The following is a 22,626-nucleotide window of genomic DNA, read 5'->3' as shown; positions in this document are numbered from 1 at the left end:
CGTTAGTTTGTTTATAATTGGAACATTATTTAAAATCATTATAACACCATATGAAATCATTAAAATAATGACTGCAATCAAAGGAACAAAAATTAAAGACGGTAAATCCACAAATGGGAAATTAATATGCTTTAATGTTGTTGTTATAAAATAATGATTCAAATAAATACCATAACTTGCCTAACTGATTGATATAATTAATGCAAGAACCATCTTTCTATTTCCAAATTCAGATAATCTTTTATAAATGCCTGAAGACACATTTGACATATATTTGAATATCAGATAGAGGGCTGAAACCTGAACTATACTGATTGTATCGATTTCCAAACGACTTTTTGTTGAGAAAATCATATATCTAAAGCTATATGGATCAAATGCAGTCTGGTTTGCAACAAATGTTTTAATCAAAGTCATTGAGATGAAAACAATTAGTGAAACAGTAATAATCTTCTTTGGAGACATATTAAATTCATTGTTGTGAAGGTAATAACCCAACATCAGATAACCGATCGGACCTGAAAACAATGTCAAATCCAAATAATGGAGTGAAAATCCGAAAATCTTTGATAATGTAATCATTGCAGTAGTAATTAACCAGATTATTAGAAAATATTTTACTCCTTCAAGTTTTGATGTTTTGATAAAGCTGGCCATTATTGGAATCAAAAGATAAACACCCAAAATCATCCAAACATACCATCTGTCAGACAGATAACACTTTATGACATATACAGCAACGTTTCCATCAAGAATATGAGGATTTAATAAGATGAAGAACATAATCAGCAAGGTCATCCAGAATAAAAATGGAATGATTACTCTAGGATATCTTCTTTTAATAAACTCTTTAATGGGCAGTTTATTATTTAAAAGTAAAACTCCGCTCAACATTAAAAATAAGGGAACACCAATACGTCCCAGTGAGTTATAAACTAATGCAATTTCGCTGTTTAGAATAATGCATTTTCCCAATTTGCAGAAATATGATTAAGAAGAACACCAAAAATTGCTAAAACTCTTAAGTAATCTAAATTATTCTTTTTTTAACATTGACTGACATAATATTTCAATTATTAAATTTGTTTCTATCTATTTTTAAATTTTTTGACAATGTAATATTTTTTTATCATTATTTTAATGTAATATATAATTGTCATTAAAATAAATTAACAATGATTAAAAAGAATTAGAATTATTTAAAAAAGTAAAAAAAGAGGAGTCAATAAACTCCTAAAGTATTAATACCCATCATCTATTGCAAATGAAACTTGGCTTTTTGATTCTTTTAAGAATAAAGTTCCATTGAATTTAGCATGAGCAGTGTAATTTCCGTTTTCAAGACCCAATACCTGAATTTGAGCACAGCCAGTATCATCTGTGGTTGCATTGTAGTTATGAGCCCAACCGGAATCATCTAAAATTTTCAAATCAATAACCTGATCTGCAATTCCATTTCTGTACAGGTCCTTAAGTTCTACAGTAATTGAGTCACCATTCTGTATTGTATCATTAGTAAGTATATTGATTTTTGTATCCTGAGTACTGATGGAGATATATGCAAATGCTCCAATAGCTATTATAAGAATTACAATAACTGCAATTGCAATCTTTTTTGCATCCATTTACTGTCTCCTTATTTATTGTGGACCAATAAAACATCAATATCTGAAAGCTTGAGCACTTTTTCAGCTACACTTCCAATAACAAATCTATGGATTCCACTTTTTCCTGAAGCAGAAATAACAATCAAATCAGCATTTTCTTCTTCAGCAACATCAATAATAGTTTCAGCAGGAAAACCGCATTTTACAACAGTTTTAACATTGTATCCTTCAGGAAACTTCTTTTCCATATTCTTAACAGCATCCTGAGCTTCTTCTAAGAATGCTTTGTTTAATTCATTAACATCTTTTCTTCTTTGAAAAGCACTGGTTGTTAATTTGCTTGCAACGGATAAAACTATTATTTCACCATCGTCTTTTATCAAATTAGTTACTCTGTCAATTTCCTGGTCAGCGTATCCTGACCCGTCAGTTGGTAATATAATTTTACTATACATTTCAATCCCTACATTGCGTTGTTAATTAATTTTTTAGTTATAATTATAAAAATATTATCCTAAAGTTATTCAGTTTTTGTTAATTTGGACCATTCAGCAACTTGTTCAAATCCTATAGAAATATGCATTCTAGTTGCAGATTCAATATAATAATATGAGAATATACGTTTATTTTCAGACATTAATTGACTACATAAAGCGGAAACAGTTCCTTTGGAAAATCCTTTTCCCCTATATGGTAATGAAGTAATTACACCACCAACTACAGCCAATTCTGGAATTTCAGCATATGTACCAGCATGACAAATGATATCACTGTTTTCTTCATCACGTAAAATAATGTTACGGCCAAAATTAGTGGTTTTTCTTTCGTAATATTGTGAGTATAATGAATCGAAGCCATATGGTTTTCCTATACCTTCATCTTCTGATATGATTCTTACAATCTCTTCAAGTTCTTCTAATGAAGCAGAGTATGCATCAGGGTTAGGTTCAATATTCAATTCCTTTAATTCACCAACAATTCCTGTACTTTGAGCATAATCCGGTAATAACTCTTTTATTTTGTCAGTGACCGGTTTAACAGCAAATAATACATTGGTTTCTTTTTGTTTGATGAAATCAACAATTTCTTCAACAATTAAATCTTCATCTTTACTATAAATTTGAACTCCACCATAATACTCGCTGATTACAGCACAAATTTCATCATTATCATATTGGATCCATACATTAAAATTTTCATCATCCAAACCATATTTTTTCATATCAATGAAAATGTACAAGCACTTCCCATAATCTTCACCAATATAATCAAACACTGTTTCAATCTTATTATTTGTACATTCTATAATCATATCATTCTACCTATTATATAGTATATCATTATTTAATTAATAACTTTAGTGATTATTCAATATAATATTCAAGTTTTATAATCTCATCAATTTTGTTTACTAAATGTTTTTTACCTTTTAACAATAATAATCTTCTAATCAATGCATCTGTTTTTTCATCAATGGAAAATGTCATTCCATTATTAGCATACATCTCCAATTTTTTAATAACAGGATTTAATGTAATTTCAAGTTCCTGCAATTGAGATTCATCATTTAAATCCAAACTTAATAAGTAATCAATATTTTCTTCAAAGAATTCTGTGTATCTGATTTGAGCATCTGTCATTTGGACTAACTTCCAAACATCGTTAACACATTTCTTTTCAGTTTTAACTTTGTCCCTTCCCATCAACAATTCTTCATGTGTTGATCTGATTTCATTTAGCAGTTCTTTTGTCTCACCAATAATCTTTTTATAACCTATTTCAGTATCAACAATAGCATTTATTCGCTCTGGTTTAAGTATAACATCAATATCATCTATATTTCTACCATAAACCTGTTTAAAGAAATTATTTGTGTCCTTAGGATAAGACAATTCCAGATTATCCACTTGATATATTGAAAGTTCATTAAAGTATTCAGAATTAATTATGCAATTAGAAATACGTACTTTTGAGTAATTCTGGATATCCTCCCATCTGTCAATGAAAATCCTGTTAAAAATTTTATCAGGATATTTTTTTCTAAAACCAGAAATATCATATGCTGCATCCAAAAGAGAAATACCTGCTTTAATAAGAAGATATTTTTTGTTAACGACTTTTTTATTTAAAAATCTGCGAAGTTTATTCTCTTTTATTAATTTGGAATCCATTATCTCAATTTTTTCATCATCTAATGTATATGCAGGGATAATTGGATAAATACGAATGTGAATTCCATGATGAATATTGTTGTTTAAACTAATCATATGATAATTGGTTGTGTTTTCATTGCCGTATGACACATACACAGGAAGATATTTAGGATTGTTGAACATTCCTTCCACATAACGATTAGGATTATTCTTATTTTCAACAATAGCACAAAAACGATTAATATCACCTAATGTCATTGCAACAGAAACATAATCATAATTGTTCTTTATTGTATGATTAATATAAGCATTGAATGAATTATTTCCAGTAAAAATGTATTTCAAACCATTTTTAGAACAGATTTCATCAAGTTCCTGAAGCAATTCCAATTGAATATCCTGTTTTGATTTCATTATTGTTCCCCCTCAATTATTTCACGTTCCATTTCCATACGGCTAATGCCACATTCATCCTCTACTTTTTGCCATATCAATCCGTTTCTAGTATTCATAATTGCTTTTTTATATAACTCAATTGATTCATCATTTTGACCTAATTCAGATTTAGCTTTTGCCTGAATTGCCATGGTCTCACCGTCAAATGAATATTTTTCCAATATCTCATCACATAACCTATCAATTTCATTATAATCTTCAGTGGATTTTGCATTGATTTCCTCAATCCATAGTTTTGCCCTAAGAATATCCAGTAGGTCAGTGACAATACCATCATAATCATCAATGAGTTTCTGAACTAAACTTTCATCCTTATCATCATATCTTGCTATGGATAATTTTCTGCAGAATTCAACTTCTTTTTCAATTGATTTCAATTCATCAGTAAGTGGAGCTTCACTTAATTTACGGATGCTTAGATATTTGTTGATATCATAATATTTTCCCTGTTTCAATAGATTCAATAGGAATGTTGCAAGATTCTGATCAGTTATCGGAACAGTAATCTTATATTTTCTGACATTACTATTTCCCTGCAATGATGAATATTCGCTAAACTTTTCAGACAATTCCAAATATTCTCCATTTTCAAGCAAGGAACGCAATGAATCCTCATTTTCCTTAAAGTTATATTTGAAATGCATGCATCCAACTAGAACTTTCTCTTTTGTAACTAACATTTCCCTTTTTTGACGAAGATAGAATGTATCAATGTTGTTACGTTTATTAATCTTGAACTTTTCAAATGCAGATTCACGATTAATCTTATGGAGATACTTATCAGTGTAATCTTTAAAAGATCTCTCACCTTCTTTTATTCCATTATGAACAATCTGCTCTTCAACTTCAGGAACATACATCCAACTATCTCCGTAAGCTATTCTTAGAATACCTTCCGGGTGTATACCGATTGGGAATTCTTTACCTTCAAACATTCCCATTTGACCTTCCTGGAATAGCTTCTTGTCGTAGATATAATCCTTTGTTCCCCAACACATACAATACTCGTTACAATCATCAATGGAATACTGTTGCAGTATAGCTTCAAGTTCATTGATTACTTTATCTTCACCTTCCTTATCAATCCTATCGCAGTATTTTTTATAGAGATTGTAGTGTCTGTCCCAATTTTCATAGGTTGCATGCTTGTTTACAATAAAGTAAGGTGAAACCAATTCAGTATAAACATGTAATAAGTCAAGATATTCCTGTTTTTCCGTTTCATCACTTGGAATCGGATCAAATATGAACAATTCTAAATGTTGGCCGCAAGCTTTTCCAGCCAAAGCCTGATTTCTATAAAGTGTTGTTGTAGTATCATCAATATATCTTGGAAGTACATTGGAGTAATATGGAGTGTTTTCCTTATATACAAAAGAACGGCCTTCTGGGAGAACATTCTCTTCTGTTTCCAGGATATGCCTTAATTTATTCCAATTTTCTCTTGTAATGTATAAATCAATATCATCATCCCATGGCATAAAGCTACGATTTCTGACTGCACCCAATGATGCACCTGCAGCCAAAAGATATTTGACATCATACTTTTTACAGATTTCATCAAATTCCACTAGCAACTGAAATAAATTTTTTTGTATAGAGTTCATATTACTCAAGCAATTATCTCCTATAAAATTATAAAATAAATTAATGTTTATACTGTTTAAACGAAGTTATTATAATAAAATATGTTTTTTTAAATTATTAATAATTATCATATATTCATTTTTTAAAATAAATTATTATCGATATATGATTGAATTTCAGATGAATTTGAGTTAAAAAAAATAAAAGTGATGTAGAAAATCTACATCTTATTTAATACTAATCAGAAAAAACATTTTCTTCAAGGAAACTTGCAAATGCATTACCATATTGTCCATAAGTGAATTTTGAGAAATGCAAATTGTCTGATGCAGTATATGGACAATTGTCCTGATTAACAATGTCATAAGCCCTTGTATCGAAATTATATAATGTTAAATATTCACAGCTGTTCCATTTATCGTATATGTTATCTAAAGCATCCTGATAATCAGTTAATGTTAAACCAATCTTGTTTGGAGTAACATCCCTGTTTTCCCTTATTGAATTAGTATATGTACGGTCAGAATAATATAAATCGACAAAGACTACTTTAATAGGTTCTTCACCTCTTTCAACACGCATTTTGCTTGCTTCTTCTATTTTATCCATAATATGGTTTAATGCACCATAGAAAGTCTTTGTATCTTTGGAATTTATTGATCCCAAAATTGTATTGTCAAGATAGTCATTGGTTCCTGCGGATAAAACAACAATATTGTAATCATCTATGGAAGTATTAGTTTCCCCTTCACTGTTTTTTGAAGTATCAAGATCTTTCCAGTTTCCAGGGAGATTTCCAACAGCTATCGCGTCAACAACTTCCCTACAAATACGATATCTGTAATAATTTGTATTTTCAATGTTCACTCCATTTTTCTGTCCCAAATCATGGTAAGTGGAACCTGGAATGGAAGGATTATAGTAAACGCATCCAAGCAATTCAGCTACCCTATATGGAATGGAGAATATGTGTCTTGTTGAAGTTGATTTATACGGTGAACCATATGTAATGCTGTCTCCAAAGTACAATATTCTATATTTTGAATTTTCCTGTGAGTAGTTCATTAGAGAAAATCCTGTGTCAAAATCACTATAGACAATCTGACCATTTTTAACTGCAAATGCCTTTACAGTATAATATGAATCATTATCAACATCATCCAAATTCAATGTAATTGTTGTTGATGATTTTTGAGTAACGTTACCTATAACAACCCAGTCCTCATCAGTACTGTTCATCTTAAGAATCAGATATCCGTCGGCATTTGGAACTTTACCCCATTTAATTTTATTATCTTTAAGTGAAACGATACATGGAGCTTCCAGATGAAAATCACCATCAACCAAGTATAAACCATAACTGGTCTTTGTGATGCTATATGCAGTTTTGGATGTGCATGCACGTACTGTATAAAACAGACTATTGAAACTTGGATCTGCAAATGTGCCACTGTTGAGAATGCTGCTTAATTGGCTAGCGGATTTTGAATAAACATCAGTATAACTGAATACGTTTGCACTAACGCTTCCTATGGATTTAAATGATCCGTCACGGCCAACCTTTCTGAAAATAATATATTTTGTTGCACCTTTAACTTTGTCCCATGTGATTTCTGCTTTAAGGTTCTGGAAATCTACAGACACGTTAGGGCTTTTCAATAACTTTAAACCCTCTGAATCATATGGTCCTAAAATGTTAGTGCCGCTTTTTACAATTATTTCCCTAACGGAGTATATGTATTTGGCACTGTCATCTATTTCATCAGTGAATGTTGCAACAGATGAAGTGGATTTGACTGTAGAAAGCAATGCATAGCTTCCATTTGTTTTTCTTAAAACTTGATATGAACTTCCAGCCTTTGAAATCCAACCTAATTTAACCTTATACTTTCCATCTGATGTTGGATAATAGGTCACGTTTTTCAATACTGTAGTTTTAATGGTATTTGAAGGAACTGATTTGCTTACTGTCACAGAAGAGCTTTTGCTGATTCTGTAGTTTTTAGTATTTGAAGTGATGATTAATTTATGACTTCCCAGTGACATTGTACTTGTTTTAAGCAACGCTATACCATTGGTATTGGTTGTAGCATAGTATGCCTTAATTTTCTTACCTGTATAGACATTGATTTTGAGTGAAACTTTTTTTACAGGATCATCATATGCATTCACAATTTTAATATCATATGAATTGCCTTTCTGCACCGTTTTAGCAGATGCAATCGCTTTTAATGTTGTAATTGAAGAAACAGTTCTTTTAATTACAATCTTTGAAGTTTTACTGACTTTATAATTCTTGTTGGATGTACTTATAATAATCTTATGGGTTCCCAAGGACAAGCCACTGGTTTTAAATGTTGCTATACCTTTATAGTTTGTCTTGAGACTATATGTTTTATATTTAGTTCCGGTATACACCTTAACTTTAAGAATAACATATTTAACGTAATTGTTGTGTGTATCCAAAACCTTGATTTTATAGCTGGTATTTTTCCTGAATTTTATGGTCTTGGCTGGAGCGTAAACTTTTGTTGTGGATTTGATTACCTTGATATAGGATGTTGCCCTTTTCACATTATCGAAAAATATTTCAACTTTGTGATATCCTATTGATAAATTAGGCACTTTAATTGAAGCTATACCGTCATTACCTATATATGCAGAATAAGTTTTATAATTACTACCAGTATATACTCTTAATTTGACAAGAGAGTTATATTTAGGGTCTTTATATTTAGTTCCATTGAAATTCAATACTGAATAGACTTTAACATTGTAGATTACATTTCCTGATGTATAGTCAGATATGATGGAAGAGTATTCCATGGTGGTCTTTTCGTATGCATCATCATATGTAATTAATGAATTATTATTAAAATTAGAAGAAGAATTGCTTGAATTACTCAAATGAGCATCAGATTCATCATTTACTGTATTATTTACCGTAGAAATATTATTTGCATTATACTGTTCTGTTGAATTAGCATCAGTGACATTATCGCTTGCGGAAATACAACCGATTGTTAAAAACAATAATGCAAATAATAATAAAATTGTTAAAATTTTCTTATGATATTTAATCAAAATTGTATCAACGACCTCACTTTTATTGTCGTTATATTTATAAATTCAGATATAAATCATTATTGAAATAATTCTGTGAAAAACAGCATCAAAAAAAGAAAAATTATAAAAGGGACTTGATAGCCTCTTTTACATCATTTAAATCTTCGGTCGGTTCAAAGCGTCTTATGACATTTCCCTGGCGGTCAACCAAAAATTTGGTAAAGTTCCATTTGATGTCATCATTGTCCTTGTAATGTCTGTCAACTGCAGTCAAAACCAGTTTAAGCTTTGTTGCACCCTTACCTGTAATTCCTTTGAAAGGCTGTTCCTTTTTAAGATAGGTGTATAAAGGTGATTCATTTTCACCATTTACTTCAATCTTGTCGAAAATTGTGTATGGAACAAGCCATTTTGAACGGCATACTTGAGTAATCTCTTCTGTAGATCTCGGTGCCTGTCCTCCGAACTGGTTGCATGGAAAATCCAATATTTCAAAACCGTTTTCATTGAATTCTGCATAAATTTCATTCAATTCTGTATACTGTGGTGTAAAACCGCATTTGGTAGCTGAGTTTACTATTAAAAGCACTTTATCTTTATATTGTGAAAGGGAAACAGTGTTACCTTCACCATCGTTTACTTCAAAATCATAAATAGACATGAATAAACCTCATTAAAGGTATTATTAAAATTTACAGTATTTAAACTTTTTACTCAAAAATAATAATTATTACTATTATCGGAACAAAGCTTGCAGGTAAGGCACCTGACAAGAACCATCCTTATGGATATGGACGTATTGAATACTTTGCATCAGTAATCATTGCAGCTATTGTGCTTTGGGCGGGAGTTACTGCATTTATGGAATCATGGCCAAAGATATTTAACCCTGATGTTACTGCATACACTACAGTTTCACTTGTCATCGTTGCAGTTGCAGTATTGGTAAAATTGGGACTTGGAAAATACGTTAAAAATGTTGGTGAAGAAATCAATTCACAGGCACTTGTAGCTTCCGGAAGCGATGCATTCTTTGATGCAATTTTATCCCTTTCAACATTAATCGCAGCTATCGTATCCATATTCTTCCACATTTCCCTTGAAGGAATTTTAGGTGTTATTATCTCCATTGTTATCATCAAGGCAAGTATTGATATGCTCAGGGAAACCGTTGACAGCATGATTGGTGCAAGGGTTGACCCGGAACTTTCCCGTAAAATAAAAGAATCAATATGTGAGGTTCCTGGAGTTTATGGAGCATATGATTTAAGCCTTCACAACTACGGACCTGAAGATATGCATGGATCAGTCCATATTGAGGTTGATGATGATATACCGCACATGACATTCAAAAATTAACCAGGAATATTTCCTATAAAATATATGATGAATTTTCAATAGGATTAACTATTGGAATCTATGCTAAAAATGATAATTATAATGAAATTCGTGACGACTATATGAAATTGCATCAAAATATGAGGAAGTACTTGAGATTCACGGATTCATGTAGAGGAAGACAAGAAATTAATCAATTTTGATATAATCGTTGACTTTGATGCTGACCGTAATAAAGTAAAAGAAAAAATCTACAATGAAATTAAAGCAGAACACCCTGAATTTGAATAGTTCATTATTGATGATTATGACATATCAGATTAATATAGTAGTTCATTAAAACTAATAATCAAGGTGTAATTATGGAAAATAAAAATATTTTACTCATTGCAATAGCAATTCTTGTTGTTGCATTAATAGCAGTGGGTGCTTACACAATGTTTAATGGCAATGACACCCATTTAAACATCACTGACAACACCACTGCAACAGACACTAACACCAGTGTTGAAGAGAATACCACTGTCGTTGGAGACAATTCCCCGCGTAATGATGAAAATTTAACCAACAACAATACTACCTACAAGGTATACAATCCTCAGTCCGATTCATACGTGCCGGTTATTGGTGAAAAGTTCGATGAAGAGGTAAACAGATGGTATACCTACGATGACCAAGGTGTTAGATATTACAATACAAGAATTAATTAATTTTAATTCTTGCTTTTTTTATTTTTTTAATCGAAAAAAACACCATTAATCAAGTTATCCCTATATGTAGTCTCGTCTTTTAAGCCTTCAATATGATGGATAACATTCAATTTCAAATCTTCTAGTTTTATACGTGTTTCAATGTCACTAAAATCAACATTGAATATGAATACATATTTGATTTCCATATCATAGTCAAATACGATCCAATTGGGTCCATTGATATCCAGAAGCTGAATGGACCATTTTGACATTAAACTGTTAATTTTTGATGTAATCTCATCTACATCAAAATCAGCTTCTATGAATATTTCCTTCATTGGTACAAGTCCTGTGATACTGCAGGTGCGGTAATTTCTTCATCATCATCTTTTTTGAATACACCGAATGCAGTTATTTCCTTTTTAAGAATTGACATTGCCTGTGAAGACTTTTCATCTTCAATAGAAACCAAAGATACATTTACCCAGTCGTCATCTTCAGATAAATATTGGCATGGTTCAAATAATTGAAATTTTGAAATGATGGTCAAGAGCACATCACTGATTTCAACGGTGTTTCCTGTTTGCTCAAAGTGTAATTGTATAATTCTTTCCTTAATATTCATGGTAATCATTTTTGTATTTAATTTTAAAAAGCCTTTTCGTATGATTCTAGTTTTTCAATATGTCTGTTTGCAACTTCAAATCCTTCGCTTAATATAAGCCATATTGCCTGCATAAAACCTTTTTTTGTAAGCTGCTTGCAGTTTTCATATGCAAGCATTTCATATTTTGGACTGTCTCTTGTATCATTGAGGAACTGGTCTTTGATTTCACGCCTTAAATCATCATCAAGATATGATTCAAGAATGTCCTTGATTGTTATGGAAAATGTGTTTCCAATGGATTTTGCTATCTCTATTTCCTCTTCAGGCATTTCACCTTTAAGGGATTCCTGTATCTGGATGAATGAAGAGTAATCCTGATATCCGTATGCAGTGAATCTTCCTTCAACAGTATGCGCTGAATATTCATCAATCAGCCTATTTAACGGCGAATATGTCAATATGAATGTGGAAATTGCATCTATCAATGAATTTTTATTGCAGTCAAGTATGCTGCAAATGATTTGAGACAATATCTCTTTTATTAAAAAGTGTGAAAGTTCATGAGTCAATGTGGTTATTTGAAGTCCATCAACCTGTCTGTCATCAATATCTATTTTATTAAATGTGAATACACCCAATTCCTGGCCGTATGATTTATAGTCGACTTCAACAAATGATTTTGTAAACAGAAGCACTTTATCCAATATGCTTAAGTAGTCAAGAACCATTTCATTTGACCTGACCAGATTGTCGAATTCACTTAAAGCAGCTATTTTGATGTTTTTTATTATATTATTGTATTTTTGAGGTGTAAATTTAAAATTTTGGATTTTTTCCATGTTTTCAGGAGTGAAAATCTCCTCAAATGTTGTATAGGATTTAAATCCTTCAACCTCAAAACTTGGTTTTGATTGAATATCCCTAACTTTTGTGATATCATCAATTCTTTTAAGACGAATCAGACATTCAGAACAGAAATTTTCCATTTCAGGATATTGCCTATGGCATTTTGGACAGTATTTTGTCTTTGGAATTTCTGGTTCTTCAAGACAAATGCAAGCATCCTCATTACAATCTTCATGTGAATAATATTCTGAATCTGATAATTCAGGGACAAACTCACTGGATTCAAAAAGGACTTCATTTTCAATAGAACGGATTAATTCATCGATTGCCCTTCTTTTTTTGCTGTCTAATCTTAAATAATCTGATAATCCACTATACATAAAATATTCATCTCATTAATAAGAATGATATGATCCAAATTATTACAGAAACACCAATTATAATCTTTCCGTGACGGTTTGCTTTATCAGAGTCATTACGGGTTACCAAATAAATACCAAAAATCAATCCAAACAGAGGTATTAAAACAGCACAGATATAACCTATGATTGTTGCGGCTTTGTGTTCATTTTCAACTTTTGGAACTTGATAATACTGGTTTGATTGCTGGAAATTTTGAGTATTTGTTTGTCTGTTTTCCAGACTTGCTCCGCAGTTTTTGCAGAATTTAGCTTCATCTGTTAATTTTTCACCACATTTTGGACAGAATTTTGACATTAAATCACCTATTTAAATAATTTTTCAATTAAGTTATCTTCATTTTTATAAAAGTCAAGTTTCACAAGTTCCATTAGGGAATTTGGTGCTCCAACAAGCTGTGTTGCTGTAAAAATTGGCATGTATGCTTTTTTAGCTCCCTGTTCAATACAAATTTTTAAAGTTTCAGGCAAGTTTTGTGAATGTTCATTACTTAGTATTACTGTACCATCTTCCAAACTTTTATTTTGATTGACTGATTCATTTGCAATCATTTCCTCAAAAGCAAATGTATTAGGTTCACCATCACCAGTTAAATTATCGATTATAGTTTCATTATTTTTAATAGATATTTTGAAGATGTCTGAACCTTCAAGGAAATGCACTTCACCAACATCAAGTGAAGTGTCAAGCAAAGATCCTATTCTCCAGGTATTTTCAACTACTTCAGGTTCTTTGTCTTCCTCTCCAAGTGCCTTTTTGAGCGCTTCATTTGACAAGTACAATTCACCTAAATCAATTTGCGGTTTAGGAGGTTCCTCTTTCTTCTCATTAGCGATTATTTTTAAAAGACGAATGATTTCCTCATTCTGCTTTTCAATGTTTTTATTAATTTGAATCAATTCTGATAATTCTGACATAATAATGAGTATATAACATATGATTATTAAAATTTTATATTATTTTAAAGAGATAAAACATGGCTTCTGATAACCTTTCATCATTTGCATACATCTCAAAGCCAAGAGAATATCTGAGAAGTGTAGTTCTTGGAACCAGAACATTATCAGTTTCAGGATTTAAAATAAGACCGTCCATATCCTCAGTCAGGATGAAATTGACAAGAGTTGCAAGATTTACCAGTTGGGAATACTTGTGCTTTTTGGTGTTTACCGCATTCATCTTTTCTTCTGAGGTAAATACTGTTGCATAGATTCCTCCAACCTTGTCAGTATACATTGAAGCGACAGGTCCGCTTTCCTTAAGTGAAGTCATCTCATTTTTGAGCTTCAAGTCAGAAAGCATCAGTGCAAGCAGCTGTGATTGCGCCATCTTCTCAAACAATCCTTCAAAGTCACCGATATTGGCCCTGTTTGAAATGAACTCTTCAAGATCTTTATTGTCAGCTGATTTTTTTAAAGCCAATAATTCCTCTTCTGAATACGGGTTTGTAGTGTAAAAATTAGTTTTTGGAATATTGTCTATTGCCAATATGAATTCCTTCTGGAAGAGATACTTTTCAGAAGCAGGATTTAAGACATAACCTCCAATATCTGTTGTTTTGAGGACATTTTGGTATAATTCAAACGGGTTCTGTAAAATCTGAATGGATTCATCATTTTTATAGAACTTCCTGAATTCATCCATATCCGTAAACAATGGAGTGAATTTTGTATCACCATCTTCATAGATAATGAAATTTAAGGTATCATTTTCCCTTTTGGCGGGAATATACAAGTTGGAGTATCTGAATTCATGTATCAGACGAGCAGTGAGTTCTTCAGTTAGTTTATTTCCATTTGAATATATGTCTTCAATAACAGTACGTAGGTGTTTGTGATTAGTCATTAATGGTAATCTGTTAATTATTGTTATAATATTTATTCATTCGCTCAACGATGACAGTTTTAAGATCCTTTGCATTATATGTTCTGAATGCCAATGCATCATCCTTCAGTGTAAGAACAACCAGTCCGTTGTCAACGCTTACGTGCTTTATTTCATCGAAATGAAGTGTGAATTTTTGAAATGACAAGTTCCTCCTCAAGGATTACAAGTTCCGCCCCAACCCAGGACATGTCTTTGGAGTTTTTAGCTATTACTCCACCGATCAATGCACCGGCACCAAGTGTTGAACCTATAAGTCCTACGGTTGCAGCAGCTCCAATCAAGCCTCCTGCACTTCCGACTATTTCAGGTGAAAGCATTTTGGATATCTTTTCTTTTGATTTGGAGTCAACAGGAAATTCAACTTTTGACTTATTATGCTCCATGATATATTTTAAAGACTCTTCAAAGCCTTTCTGAGGCATATTGTTTTCTTTTTGCCTGAGCACATCATCAACTATTTCCTTAGGTGCTGTAACCACATTGATTGCAGTGTCTTCAACAAATTCCTTTGTTGTTTTAATCCTGTCTAAAAGTGTATGTCTCTTTTTTTCTATTTTTCTTTTAATTGGGATTTCATCATCCATTTAAACACCTAAAATATTTTTCCAATTCCAAAACCGTTTGTTCCGAATGATACAAAGGTACGTGAGGATTCCTTTTGAGGATAATCTGAAGGCTGTGATTCTATTGCATGTACAATCTCATAGTTATTGTATTCTTCATTTAATGTACTGTAGAATTCCTTATGAGTGTATGCTGATTTTGATCCGCTTTTGACTATTTCCTTAATGTCTGAGGTTATATTATGTCCAATCCAGTTGATATAATAGAATTCATCTCCTGCTGAAAACCATAAAATTGAATTGTTTGTCCCGTCATGTCTGTCATAGTATGTGAAGTGAACTGCATCATGTCCTGATACATTGACCTTTTTTGCATGATACTGGCTTATGAAATAGCCGTATAAACTCATAAGATTGGGATTTACATATCTGAGTGTGAAAACATCAATATTCTCATCAAACTCATACATGTCAAAGTCGCTGATGTATGGGTTATTGTACTGCGGAGGTATCTTGAATGTCTCATAACCGACAGTGGTTGTATTCCAGTTTGATGAGTCAACAGCACTTGCTGCACTCATCAATACAAATACTGCAATCAATGCAATCAGAACTTTTTTAAACATTTTTCATCAATAATTTTTAACAGAATCAATTAAGCTATCCATATCCTCAAAGACATTGGAGACATTGTCTTCCTCTTCGTTTTCATTTAAGCTCAATACAAGTTCATTTACAAGTTCATCCATCTTTTTGACAAGTGACTCGAGAATGTCAAGTCTGTTGTTGATTTCATGATCTATTTTTGCACTGTCCTGTGAAGCAAGCCCAATAATGTTTGAAACAGCATCTGAGTGCATGTTAAACATCTTGGTTGAGTTGTCAACAGATGCAATGAATCTGTCATAAGTCAATTGAGGTGGTGTGAAACGTTTTTCAATTAAACTTCTTGCGTTTTTCTCTTTGATTTCATACATTATGGATAATTCACTTAATTTTTTCCTGTATTTGTCAAATTCATGTACATTATATGTATTTGAAGATGTTTTTGGCTTTTCAACCTTGATTCCGGTTGTTTTTTCAATTAAAGGTTCTGCCTTTTTAGCTACCTTTTTAACAGGTCTTGAAGTGAGGAATCTGTGGATTGCATATCCAACGGCAAATGCTGGTGCTGAAAAGAAAAAACCGAAAACGAAAAATGCAAATGGATTTCCCGGCACTTGTGCAATACCAACACACGCAAAGATAAAGAAGATAATAAGTGAAACTAGTTTAGTTTTTGATATTTTATATTCACCATTTTCCCTATCCTGCCAATATCCGAATAAATGTATTAAATCTTGAATTAAACCTAAATTATTATTCTTAAAGTAAATCTGTGATCTGCTATTCTTATCCATTAAAGCTCTTCTAAGAGCATAACCCATTGCATAAACTAAAAATGCTATAATCAATGAAATTAATATTGTTCCAGGAGTTTGAAATGCTAAAGTTCCAAATACGATAAATGTAATTAATGCTCCAACCTTAGCTTTTGATAATACATAATAATTGTTCTGATATTTGTAAAGTAAATTCTGAACAAAGGTAGCTTTTGGCTTTGCAAGCTCATTAACGTTTCTAAATGATTGTGATTTGCATTTGGGACAGAAGTTGACATTTCCATCCACTTTATTTCCGCAGTTTGTACAAATTTTTTCACTCATTTTCATCAACCAAAAAATCTTCGTATGTTAAAGTATTTAATTCTTCGTCAGTTATATTGTCTTTTGCAGCTAATCTGTTAGCCTGATTAGTTATCACTTCTTCAAATAGATTTCTAACAGCCCTTCCGTTAGCAAAATTAGGTGATCTATTTTCATATATTCTTTTAAAGTAGTCATTTATATACTTATCTCCAGGAGCATCCAACGTTAGTGATGAGTCTTCACACATGAGCCAGAATATATTGTAGAGTTCATCTTCATTGTAATCCTCAAAACAGATGAATTTATTGAATCTTGACTCAAGGCCGGGATTTGAGTATAGGAACTTTTCCATCAATGCAGGATATCCTGCTACAATTACAATCAAATCGTCACGGTGGTCTTCCATTGCCTTTAGAAGTGTGTCTATTGCTTCGTTTCCATAGTCGTTTTCACTTTTTGATGTTAAGCTGTAAGCTTCATCGATAAACAGTATTCCACCAAGTGCAGACTGGATGACTTCCTGGGTTTTAATTGCAGTCTGTCCGACATATCCGCCAACAAGACCTGAGCGGTCGGTTTCAATGAGATGTCCCTTTGACAATAAACCGATTTCGTGATATATTTTGGACAACAGTCTAGCAACTGTTGTCTTTCCGGTTCCGGGATTTCCTGAAAAAACCAGATGAAGGCTCATCGGCGGCTGTTTGATTCCACGTTCTGCTCTTAGCTTTCTGATTTGAACCAGATTGATTAATGAATTGACATCCTTTTTAACCTTTTCAAGGCCAACAAGCTTATTCAGTTCATCCATATATTCATCAAATGAATGTTTTTCCTCTTCAGGCATTGTTTTGTTATTTGGACGGTCAATCGGTTTGATTGTAACGTTTTTGCTTTTAAGAGAATCTTCCAGCTTTGTAATATAATTGGAATAGATTTTCAGTACATCCTCGTCAAGCTCATTATCGACAGTTATGAAGAATTTTCCAAATATCTTAAAGCAGTTGAACAGTTCATTGCAGGAGTTAAGCTGATGCATATCAAAGTTTTGGCAGTACTCATCCACTTCTTCAATGCATTTGAAGGAATATGGCAGTGTATCGATTTTAGCATCAGCCAAAGCTGTAATATCTTCTTTTGAAAAATTGGTGTTCAAAAGTGAATTTATGAATTCAACTTCATTGTCTGTGACTTTGCCATCTCCCAAACCAAGATATGAAAAGTATTTAAACAAATCATCGATTATGATGCTTTCCAGTGTGATATTTGACATGTCCTTTGTGGAACTGCAGTATGGAGTAAAAATATTCAATGTCTTTAAAAGAAAGTTCAAATTGTTTAGATAATCTTTTAGATAATCAATATTTGCTTTTTCGACTTCCCCTTGACAATTTGGACATTTATTTTGAGAATTATCCAATATTGTACCGCAGTTTTTACAAATGGTCCACTCCAACATAGAAAATACCTTTAACTTTCTTGATAATATATTTGTGTTTAAAAAGTTAATATAAGTTGTGTTAATATTTTATGCAAAATCAAAGTACCCCATAGCTGCAAGTTTCTCTAATCTTTTAGTTAATTGACTGGATTTAGCGCCGGTGCTTAAGAATTGCATGATTATTTGAACTTCATTTTCATACATCCCAGTTTCATGAAACATTTTTGATAAACAGAGATATGGATATAGGTCATTTTGAAAGAGTTCATTATCCAATAACTCCTTAAAAAACATGATTCCTGATTCATAGTCATTGTTTTTTATGTATGAATCGCCGATTTCCATTAATCTATTCTTTTCTTTTAAATCGAGTTCATTTCCTTCAATTGCCTCTTTAAATGTATCTGGAAGGAAGTTGTTTGGAAATGTTTCCTTTATATATGTCTTGAATCGACTGTCAATAACATAAGTGTGGCAATAATCCTCATTGTGCCTCATTCCCCTTCCATGTGTCTGGACAATGTTAAGGCAGGTTTTGTAGTCGTACCATTCCCTGTCGATTTCTGTTCTCTGATTTATCTGCTTGTCTCCCCAATCGGGAAACGGCAGTTTGTAGATTATCTGAAAACGACATAAGTCTCCTGGAAGATCAACACCCTCACCCATAGATGGGGATATTAAAACCAGAGGTTCATCTGAAGCGATGAATTCATCAAGAATTTCAGTTCTGTTTTTGCTATCATGAGTTATCAGTCGGGAATTGTCAATATTGTCCATCAGGAAATCTCTGCATTTCATGCTGACAGTATGAATTATTCCTTTCTCATTTTTGTGCTTTTCGAGGATTTCATTAATTGACCTGATGCTTTTGGGAGCATTGGCCCTGATGAAGTTTCTTGATAAATTATACTCGTCAAATGCAGTAATAGGATTGTTTTTAATGTCAAATGGGCTTTTTCTCCTTATTGCATATATCTCATCACGAGGTATTCCAAGCCATTTGGAAAACAGTTCCCAGTCAAGGATTGTTGCACTCATGAATACACATACATCAGCATAATCGAATAATGTATTTTTAGCGTAATTGTCAATTTTCAAGGGTTTAAACTGTGCCAGCTGATAATCATCATCCCAGTCAAAAATCCATGTTTCAGGGTCATGTATCAAATGGTCAATAAACCTGCTGCAGTCATTGATTTGATGTTTGATGAAAGCTATTTTTTCTCCAAGCTCTACTTTATTTAAGCTTTCAAGTTTATCCAATTCTTCCTGGTATCCTTCCTTAATCTCATTGATGAATTTAATCCATTTTGAATAATGAGGATTGTATAATTCTTCAATCTTATCATATGTCAATTTGTAATTGATATATTCTTCAAGGTCGCTTTTGGAGAATTCAAGAGTCAATTCATCCATTAATGTTGACTCCAGGTTATGTGCTTCATCAAAAATCAGCAGATTTCTCTTCTGAAAATCCTTGACGTAATTGAGCTCCAGGAACATGTAATAGTAATTGGAAATGACTGTTTTTGTATTTAACGCTAAATATTTCTGATAATAATATGGACAGGTATTGTCTTTTCTTATTTCATTTTCCCTGTTTTTTAAAGAGAATTTGCAGTCATATCCTTCAATCAGGCATTTGCCTTCCTTGCAGGATTGATTTATGTAATTCTGGCATTGGAAGTTTGATCTTCCCTTAACCACTTTGAAATCATTGAAATCCCTTAAATACTGTTCCTGGAGTTGTTTGGTGACGGTTAAAATGTATGATGATTCTGACATATTGGCTAATGTTGCTGCAATTGCGGATTTACCTGTACCGGTTCCTGCTTCAAGTACTATATACTTATAGCCCTGATTAATTGCATCCATAATTTCAGAGATTGTCTCAAGCTGATCATCGCGGGGATTTTCAAATGGGAAATTTTCCCTTGCTTTAGGATTTACTTTTGAATAATTACTATATTGCCAGTCCATCATTATAGTCTGATATTTAAATTTAATAATTAAATCAATTAATCCAAGAGCATTTGAAAAGTAATATTTATTATAATTTCATGAGTTCAGTGCAATTTTTTGTGAGTTTAAAAAAAATAGTTTTTATTCGAATTTCAGATGGCTGAATATTCTTTTCATGTATCTAATGGCATCATTGAAACATTAAAAGTTTTAAAGTCAACAGATATAATGGTATTGGAGATATTTTGAGATATTCATACTAAATCACTCTTTAAATCCAAATACAAACATATTGATCAAATTGTTCAATTCCATTATTCTTAGTGAACTTATCCATATGATTGCATATTTCAATAAGAATTTTATCCAAGGCTTCTTCAGTAGTTCCATTTAATTTTTCAAATTGGTAGATGTACTCCTGTGTATCTATGTCAGGATCTTCTATTAATGTCATTTCACCCAATTCATCGAATTTCTCAGTGAAATCTAAAATTTCACTTGTATACAATTTTTCTGAAGGCTCCATTCGTTTTCTAAAAAGTTCCAATCTTGTTGTCATAATATCAAAATTTAGTTTTAAATCGTATAAAATCCAAATTTTTCAGCTGAAAACTACAATATTAAGTATTGTATTTTTAAAATATAAAATTAACTATTTATGATTTGTTAAATGTAAAAATAAGTATTTTAAATCAATATTTTAGTATTATAACAATTTTATTATATTAAAATAATTAAAAAAATAGTGAATTAGGCTTTTTTAATGTAGCCGTCATCACTATACAACATATATAATGTGCTTACTGATGTTGCCTTAAGCCTGTCATCACAAAATGCATCCTTACAGTTTTCCCCATAGATATCAGGTGAATCATAGATAAAGCAGACATCATCATATAGGTTTTTAATGAAGTTTTTACAGTCTTTTTTGTAGTCATCGCGAAGCTCGTCAATAAAGCAAAGAACATTCTATTTTCTTTCATCTCCTGCAACTTCAAAAAGCAGTTCAGTTACTCTTTTTTCTAATTCATCAAAATCCATTGGATATTTTTTTTACCATATTTACTGCACCTACATGTATTCTGTATATGCCAAGTCAATCATAAGTTTCTCTGCTGTTAACCAGTTTAACATACCCTTCAACAGGTTCATAAATATATCCCATTGACATTAACTGTATGATTAGTGCTTCATACTCATTGTCATCAAGATATCCGGTTTCCTGTCTGATTTTTTTAGTAAGACAACACTCCTCTTCATTTGATATGATCCTGATTACATCATAGAATATTGAGTAAATGTATGAATATAATGGACCGGTAGCATCAGCATTAAGTGGTTCGAGTCTGAAACTGCTTTTGCAGTTTGGACAGTGCATATTATCATCATCAGAAGAAATCACACATCCTCCAAGTTCAACTTCACCTGCTTTATACTGTTCCATCAATATTTCATTTGGAAATCCATATATAATAGGAATCAGTTTTGATCCGCACTTCGGACATGTCTCTGTATCGTTTTTATAACCAATGCGATAGATCCATGACATATAAAACTCGCCATCCCAGTTAGGTTATATATCAAGGTCATACTTTACCATTAATGTTTTTAGCCTATCAATGACTTCAATATCTGTAGGATTTTCCTTTAGCTTCCCATTATAATAATCTGCAAGCAGCTTAAGCTCAGCCTCTTCAAGTGCATTTGCCATATCCATTGGAATCAGTACAGATGGATTTTTCAGATAATAATCAATGACCTCACTGAATTTATTGCATTCAAAGAGCAGTTCCACAAATGTTGATTCATGACATTCCAGTGAATTGTAGAATTTTTTGGCTTCATCCACCCTGTCAAGATACAATAATGCTTTAATCTTGTTTGTTTCAAGCCAGTCAAAGTCCTCGATTTCAAGACCTCTGTTGCAGCACTCCAGAGCTTTTTCATATTCTTTTAAAGCAATGAAAACAAGAGCCTTGTTGTTTAATGTATAGTAGTTTTCAGGATATAGTTTCTGAGTTTTGTTTAACAGATTTAAAGCAAAATCATACATACCCAAGTAGTAATATGCAATCGCTTTGTAGTTTAAGGCAATGGGATTTTTATCATCAATTTTTAATACTTCATCACACTTTATAAGCAATTCCTTGTAATCTTTGAGGAAGTATGAAAAATCACATTCCTTCAATAATTCTTTTACAGTCATTTTTATCAATCCTTTAAAATTATCAAAGTAGACACAATTTAATAATAGTGTGTATAAAGTGTTAGTATAATGTAGTTTATAAATGTTTTGGAAATTTTATTATCAAG

General features: G+C 31.9%; 25 protein-coding genes. 3 read left to right on the top strand and 22 right to left on the bottom strand.

Features of this window, described 5'->3' with window-relative positions:
- Positions 1 to 7 precede the first annotated feature (7 nt).
- Positions 8 to 154: a hypothetical protein gene (locus tag MR875_09990; GenBank protein MCI6995168.1), complete on the top strand. Its 147-nt coding sequence runs from the start codon at positions 8 to 10 to the stop codon at positions 152 to 154.
- A gap of 26 nt (positions 155 to 180) precedes the next feature.
- On the opposite strand, the gene MR875_09985 is transcribed toward MR875_09990, so the two are convergent.
- The 8 genes from MR875_09985 to MR875_09950 form a co-directional block, all read right to left on the bottom strand.
- Entirely contained in the window at positions 181 to 975 is a 795-nt protein-coding gene (locus MR875_09985) for an acyltransferase family protein (protein ID MCI6995167.1), read from the bottom strand.
- A gap of 266 nt (positions 976 to 1,241) precedes the next feature.
- On the bottom strand, positions 1,242 to 1,625 hold the full coding sequence (locus MR875_09980) for a hypothetical protein (GenBank protein MCI6995166.1): 384 nt from the start codon (positions 1,623 to 1,625) through the stop codon (positions 1,242 to 1,244).
- A gap of 11 nt (positions 1,626 to 1,636) precedes the next feature.
- On the bottom strand, positions 1,637 to 2,062 hold the full coding sequence (locus MR875_09975) for a universal stress protein (GenBank protein MCI6995165.1): 426 nt from the start codon (positions 2,060 to 2,062) through the stop codon (positions 1,637 to 1,639).
- A gap of 65 nt (positions 2,063 to 2,127) precedes the next feature.
- Entirely contained in the window at positions 2,128 to 2,919 is a 792-nt protein-coding gene (locus MR875_09970) for a hypothetical protein (GenBank protein ID MCI6995164.1), read from the bottom strand.
- 52 nt (positions 2,920 to 2,971) lie between these two features.
- Complete coding sequence (locus MR875_09965) at positions 2,972 to 4,174, bottom strand: hypothetical protein (protein ID MCI6995163.1); 1,203 nt, start codon at positions 4,172 to 4,174, stop codon at positions 2,972 to 2,974.
- A complete protein-coding gene (locus MR875_09960; protein ID MCI6995162.1) occupies positions 4,174 to 5,787 on the bottom strand; it encodes a LicD family protein in 1,614 nt (537 codons plus the stop codon). Before MR875_09960 ends, MR875_09965 begins: the two co-directional genes overlap by 1 nt.
- A gap of 253 nt (positions 5,788 to 6,040) precedes the next feature.
- Positions 6,041 to 8,887 (bottom strand): SGNH/GDSL hydrolase family protein, encoded by a 2,847-nt coding sequence (locus MR875_09955; protein ID MCI6995161.1) that lies wholly within the window; start codon positions 8,885 to 8,887, stop codon positions 6,041 to 6,043.
- A gap of 103 nt (positions 8,888 to 8,990) precedes the next feature.
- The gene (locus MR875_09950; GenBank protein MCI6995160.1) at positions 8,991 to 9,530 is read right to left on the bottom strand and encodes a glutathione peroxidase; all 540 of its coding nucleotides are present in this window, start codon (positions 9,528 to 9,530) and stop codon (positions 8,991 to 8,993) included.
- 77 nt (positions 9,531 to 9,607) lie between these two features.
- Here MR875_09950 and MR875_09945 point away from each other — a divergent pair, with 77 nt between their 5' ends.
- On the top strand, positions 9,608 to 10,228 hold the full coding sequence (locus MR875_09945; protein ID MCI6995159.1) for a cation diffusion facilitator family transporter: 621 nt from the start codon (positions 9,608 to 9,610) through the stop codon (positions 10,226 to 10,228).
- A gap of 341 nt (positions 10,229 to 10,569) precedes the next feature.
- The gene (locus tag MR875_09940) at positions 10,570 to 10,917 is read left to right on the top strand and encodes a hypothetical protein (protein ID MCI6995158.1); all 348 of its coding nucleotides are present in this window, start codon (positions 10,570 to 10,572) and stop codon (positions 10,915 to 10,917) included.
- Between the two features lie 26 nt (positions 10,918 to 10,943).
- Here the strand turns inward: MR875_09940 and MR875_09935 are convergent, their stop codons facing one another.
- The 14 genes from MR875_09935 to MR875_09870 form a co-directional block, all read right to left on the bottom strand.
- A complete protein-coding gene (locus tag MR875_09935; protein ID MCI6995157.1) occupies positions 10,944 to 11,237 on the bottom strand; it encodes a hypothetical protein in 294 nt (97 codons plus the stop codon).
- Positions 11,234 to 11,524 (bottom strand): hypothetical protein, encoded by a 291-nt coding sequence (locus MR875_09930; GenBank protein MCI6995156.1) that lies wholly within the window; start codon positions 11,522 to 11,524, stop codon positions 11,234 to 11,236. The genes MR875_09935 and MR875_09930 overlap by 4 nt, the downstream gene beginning before the upstream one ends.
- 23 nt (positions 11,525 to 11,547) lie before the next feature.
- Positions 11,548 to 12,732, bottom strand: coding sequence for a hypothetical protein (locus MR875_09925; protein MCI6995155.1), 1,185 nt, complete (start codon positions 12,730 to 12,732; stop codon positions 11,548 to 11,550).
- Positions 12,733 to 12,739: 7 nt separating this feature from the next.
- The gene (locus MR875_09920) at positions 12,740 to 13,069 is read right to left on the bottom strand and encodes a zinc-ribbon domain-containing protein (protein MCI6995154.1); all 330 of its coding nucleotides are present in this window, start codon (positions 13,067 to 13,069) and stop codon (positions 12,740 to 12,742) included.
- An 8-nt stretch (positions 13,070 to 13,077) separates the two neighbouring features.
- Positions 13,078 to 13,689, bottom strand: coding sequence for a hypothetical protein (locus MR875_09915; protein ID MCI6995153.1), 612 nt, complete (start codon positions 13,687 to 13,689; stop codon positions 13,078 to 13,080).
- Positions 13,690 to 13,723: 34 nt separating this feature from the next.
- A complete protein-coding gene (locus MR875_09910) occupies positions 13,724 to 14,617 on the bottom strand; it encodes an SseB family protein (GenBank protein MCI6995152.1) in 894 nt (297 codons plus the stop codon).
- Positions 14,618 to 14,769: 152 nt separating this feature from the next.
- Positions 14,770 to 15,243, bottom strand: coding sequence for a DUF3482 domain-containing protein (locus tag MR875_09905; protein MCI6995151.1), 474 nt, complete (start codon positions 15,241 to 15,243; stop codon positions 14,770 to 14,772).
- Between the two features lie 8 nt (positions 15,244 to 15,251).
- The gene (locus MR875_09900; GenBank protein ID MCI6995150.1) at positions 15,252 to 15,848 is read right to left on the bottom strand and encodes a hypothetical protein; all 597 of its coding nucleotides are present in this window, start codon (positions 15,846 to 15,848) and stop codon (positions 15,252 to 15,254) included.
- Positions 15,849 to 15,854: 6 nt separating this feature from the next.
- A complete protein-coding gene (locus tag MR875_09895; GenBank protein MCI6995149.1) occupies positions 15,855 to 16,928 on the bottom strand; it encodes a zinc ribbon domain-containing protein in 1,074 nt (357 codons plus the stop codon).
- Positions 16,921 to 18,369, bottom strand: coding sequence for an AAA family ATPase (locus tag MR875_09890; GenBank protein MCI6995148.1), 1,449 nt, complete (start codon positions 18,367 to 18,369; stop codon positions 16,921 to 16,923). The genes MR875_09895 and MR875_09890 overlap by 8 nt, the downstream gene beginning before the upstream one ends.
- Positions 18,370 to 18,438: 69 nt before the next feature.
- Positions 18,439 to 20,334 carry an ATP-dependent DNA helicase gene (locus MR875_09885; protein ID MCI6995147.1) on the bottom strand — a complete coding sequence of 632 codons (1,896 nt, stop codon included), beginning with the start codon at positions 20,332 to 20,334 and terminating at the stop codon, positions 18,439 to 18,441.
- Positions 20,335 to 20,584: 250 nt separating this feature from the next.
- Positions 20,585 to 20,872, bottom strand: a complete 288-nt coding sequence (locus MR875_09880) for a hypothetical protein (protein MCI6995146.1) — start codon at positions 20,870 to 20,872, stop codon at positions 20,585 to 20,587.
- Positions 20,873 to 21,409: 537 nt separating this feature from the next.
- Complete coding sequence (locus MR875_09875) at positions 21,410 to 21,862, bottom strand: hypothetical protein (protein MCI6995145.1); 453 nt, start codon at positions 21,860 to 21,862, stop codon at positions 21,410 to 21,412.
- Between the two features lie 24 nt (positions 21,863 to 21,886).
- A complete protein-coding gene (locus MR875_09870) occupies positions 21,887 to 22,519 on the bottom strand; it encodes a hypothetical protein (protein ID MCI6995144.1) in 633 nt (210 codons plus the stop codon).
- Positions 22,520 to 22,626: the final 107 nt, after the last annotated feature.

Source organism: Methanobrevibacter sp., assembly GCA_022775905.1.
Lineage (GTDB): Archaea > Methanobacteriota > Methanobacteria > Methanobacteriales > Methanobacteriaceae > Methanocatella.
The sequence above is the reverse complement of the archived record's forward strand: the minus strand, read 5'-3'. Positions and strand labels throughout refer to the sequence as shown.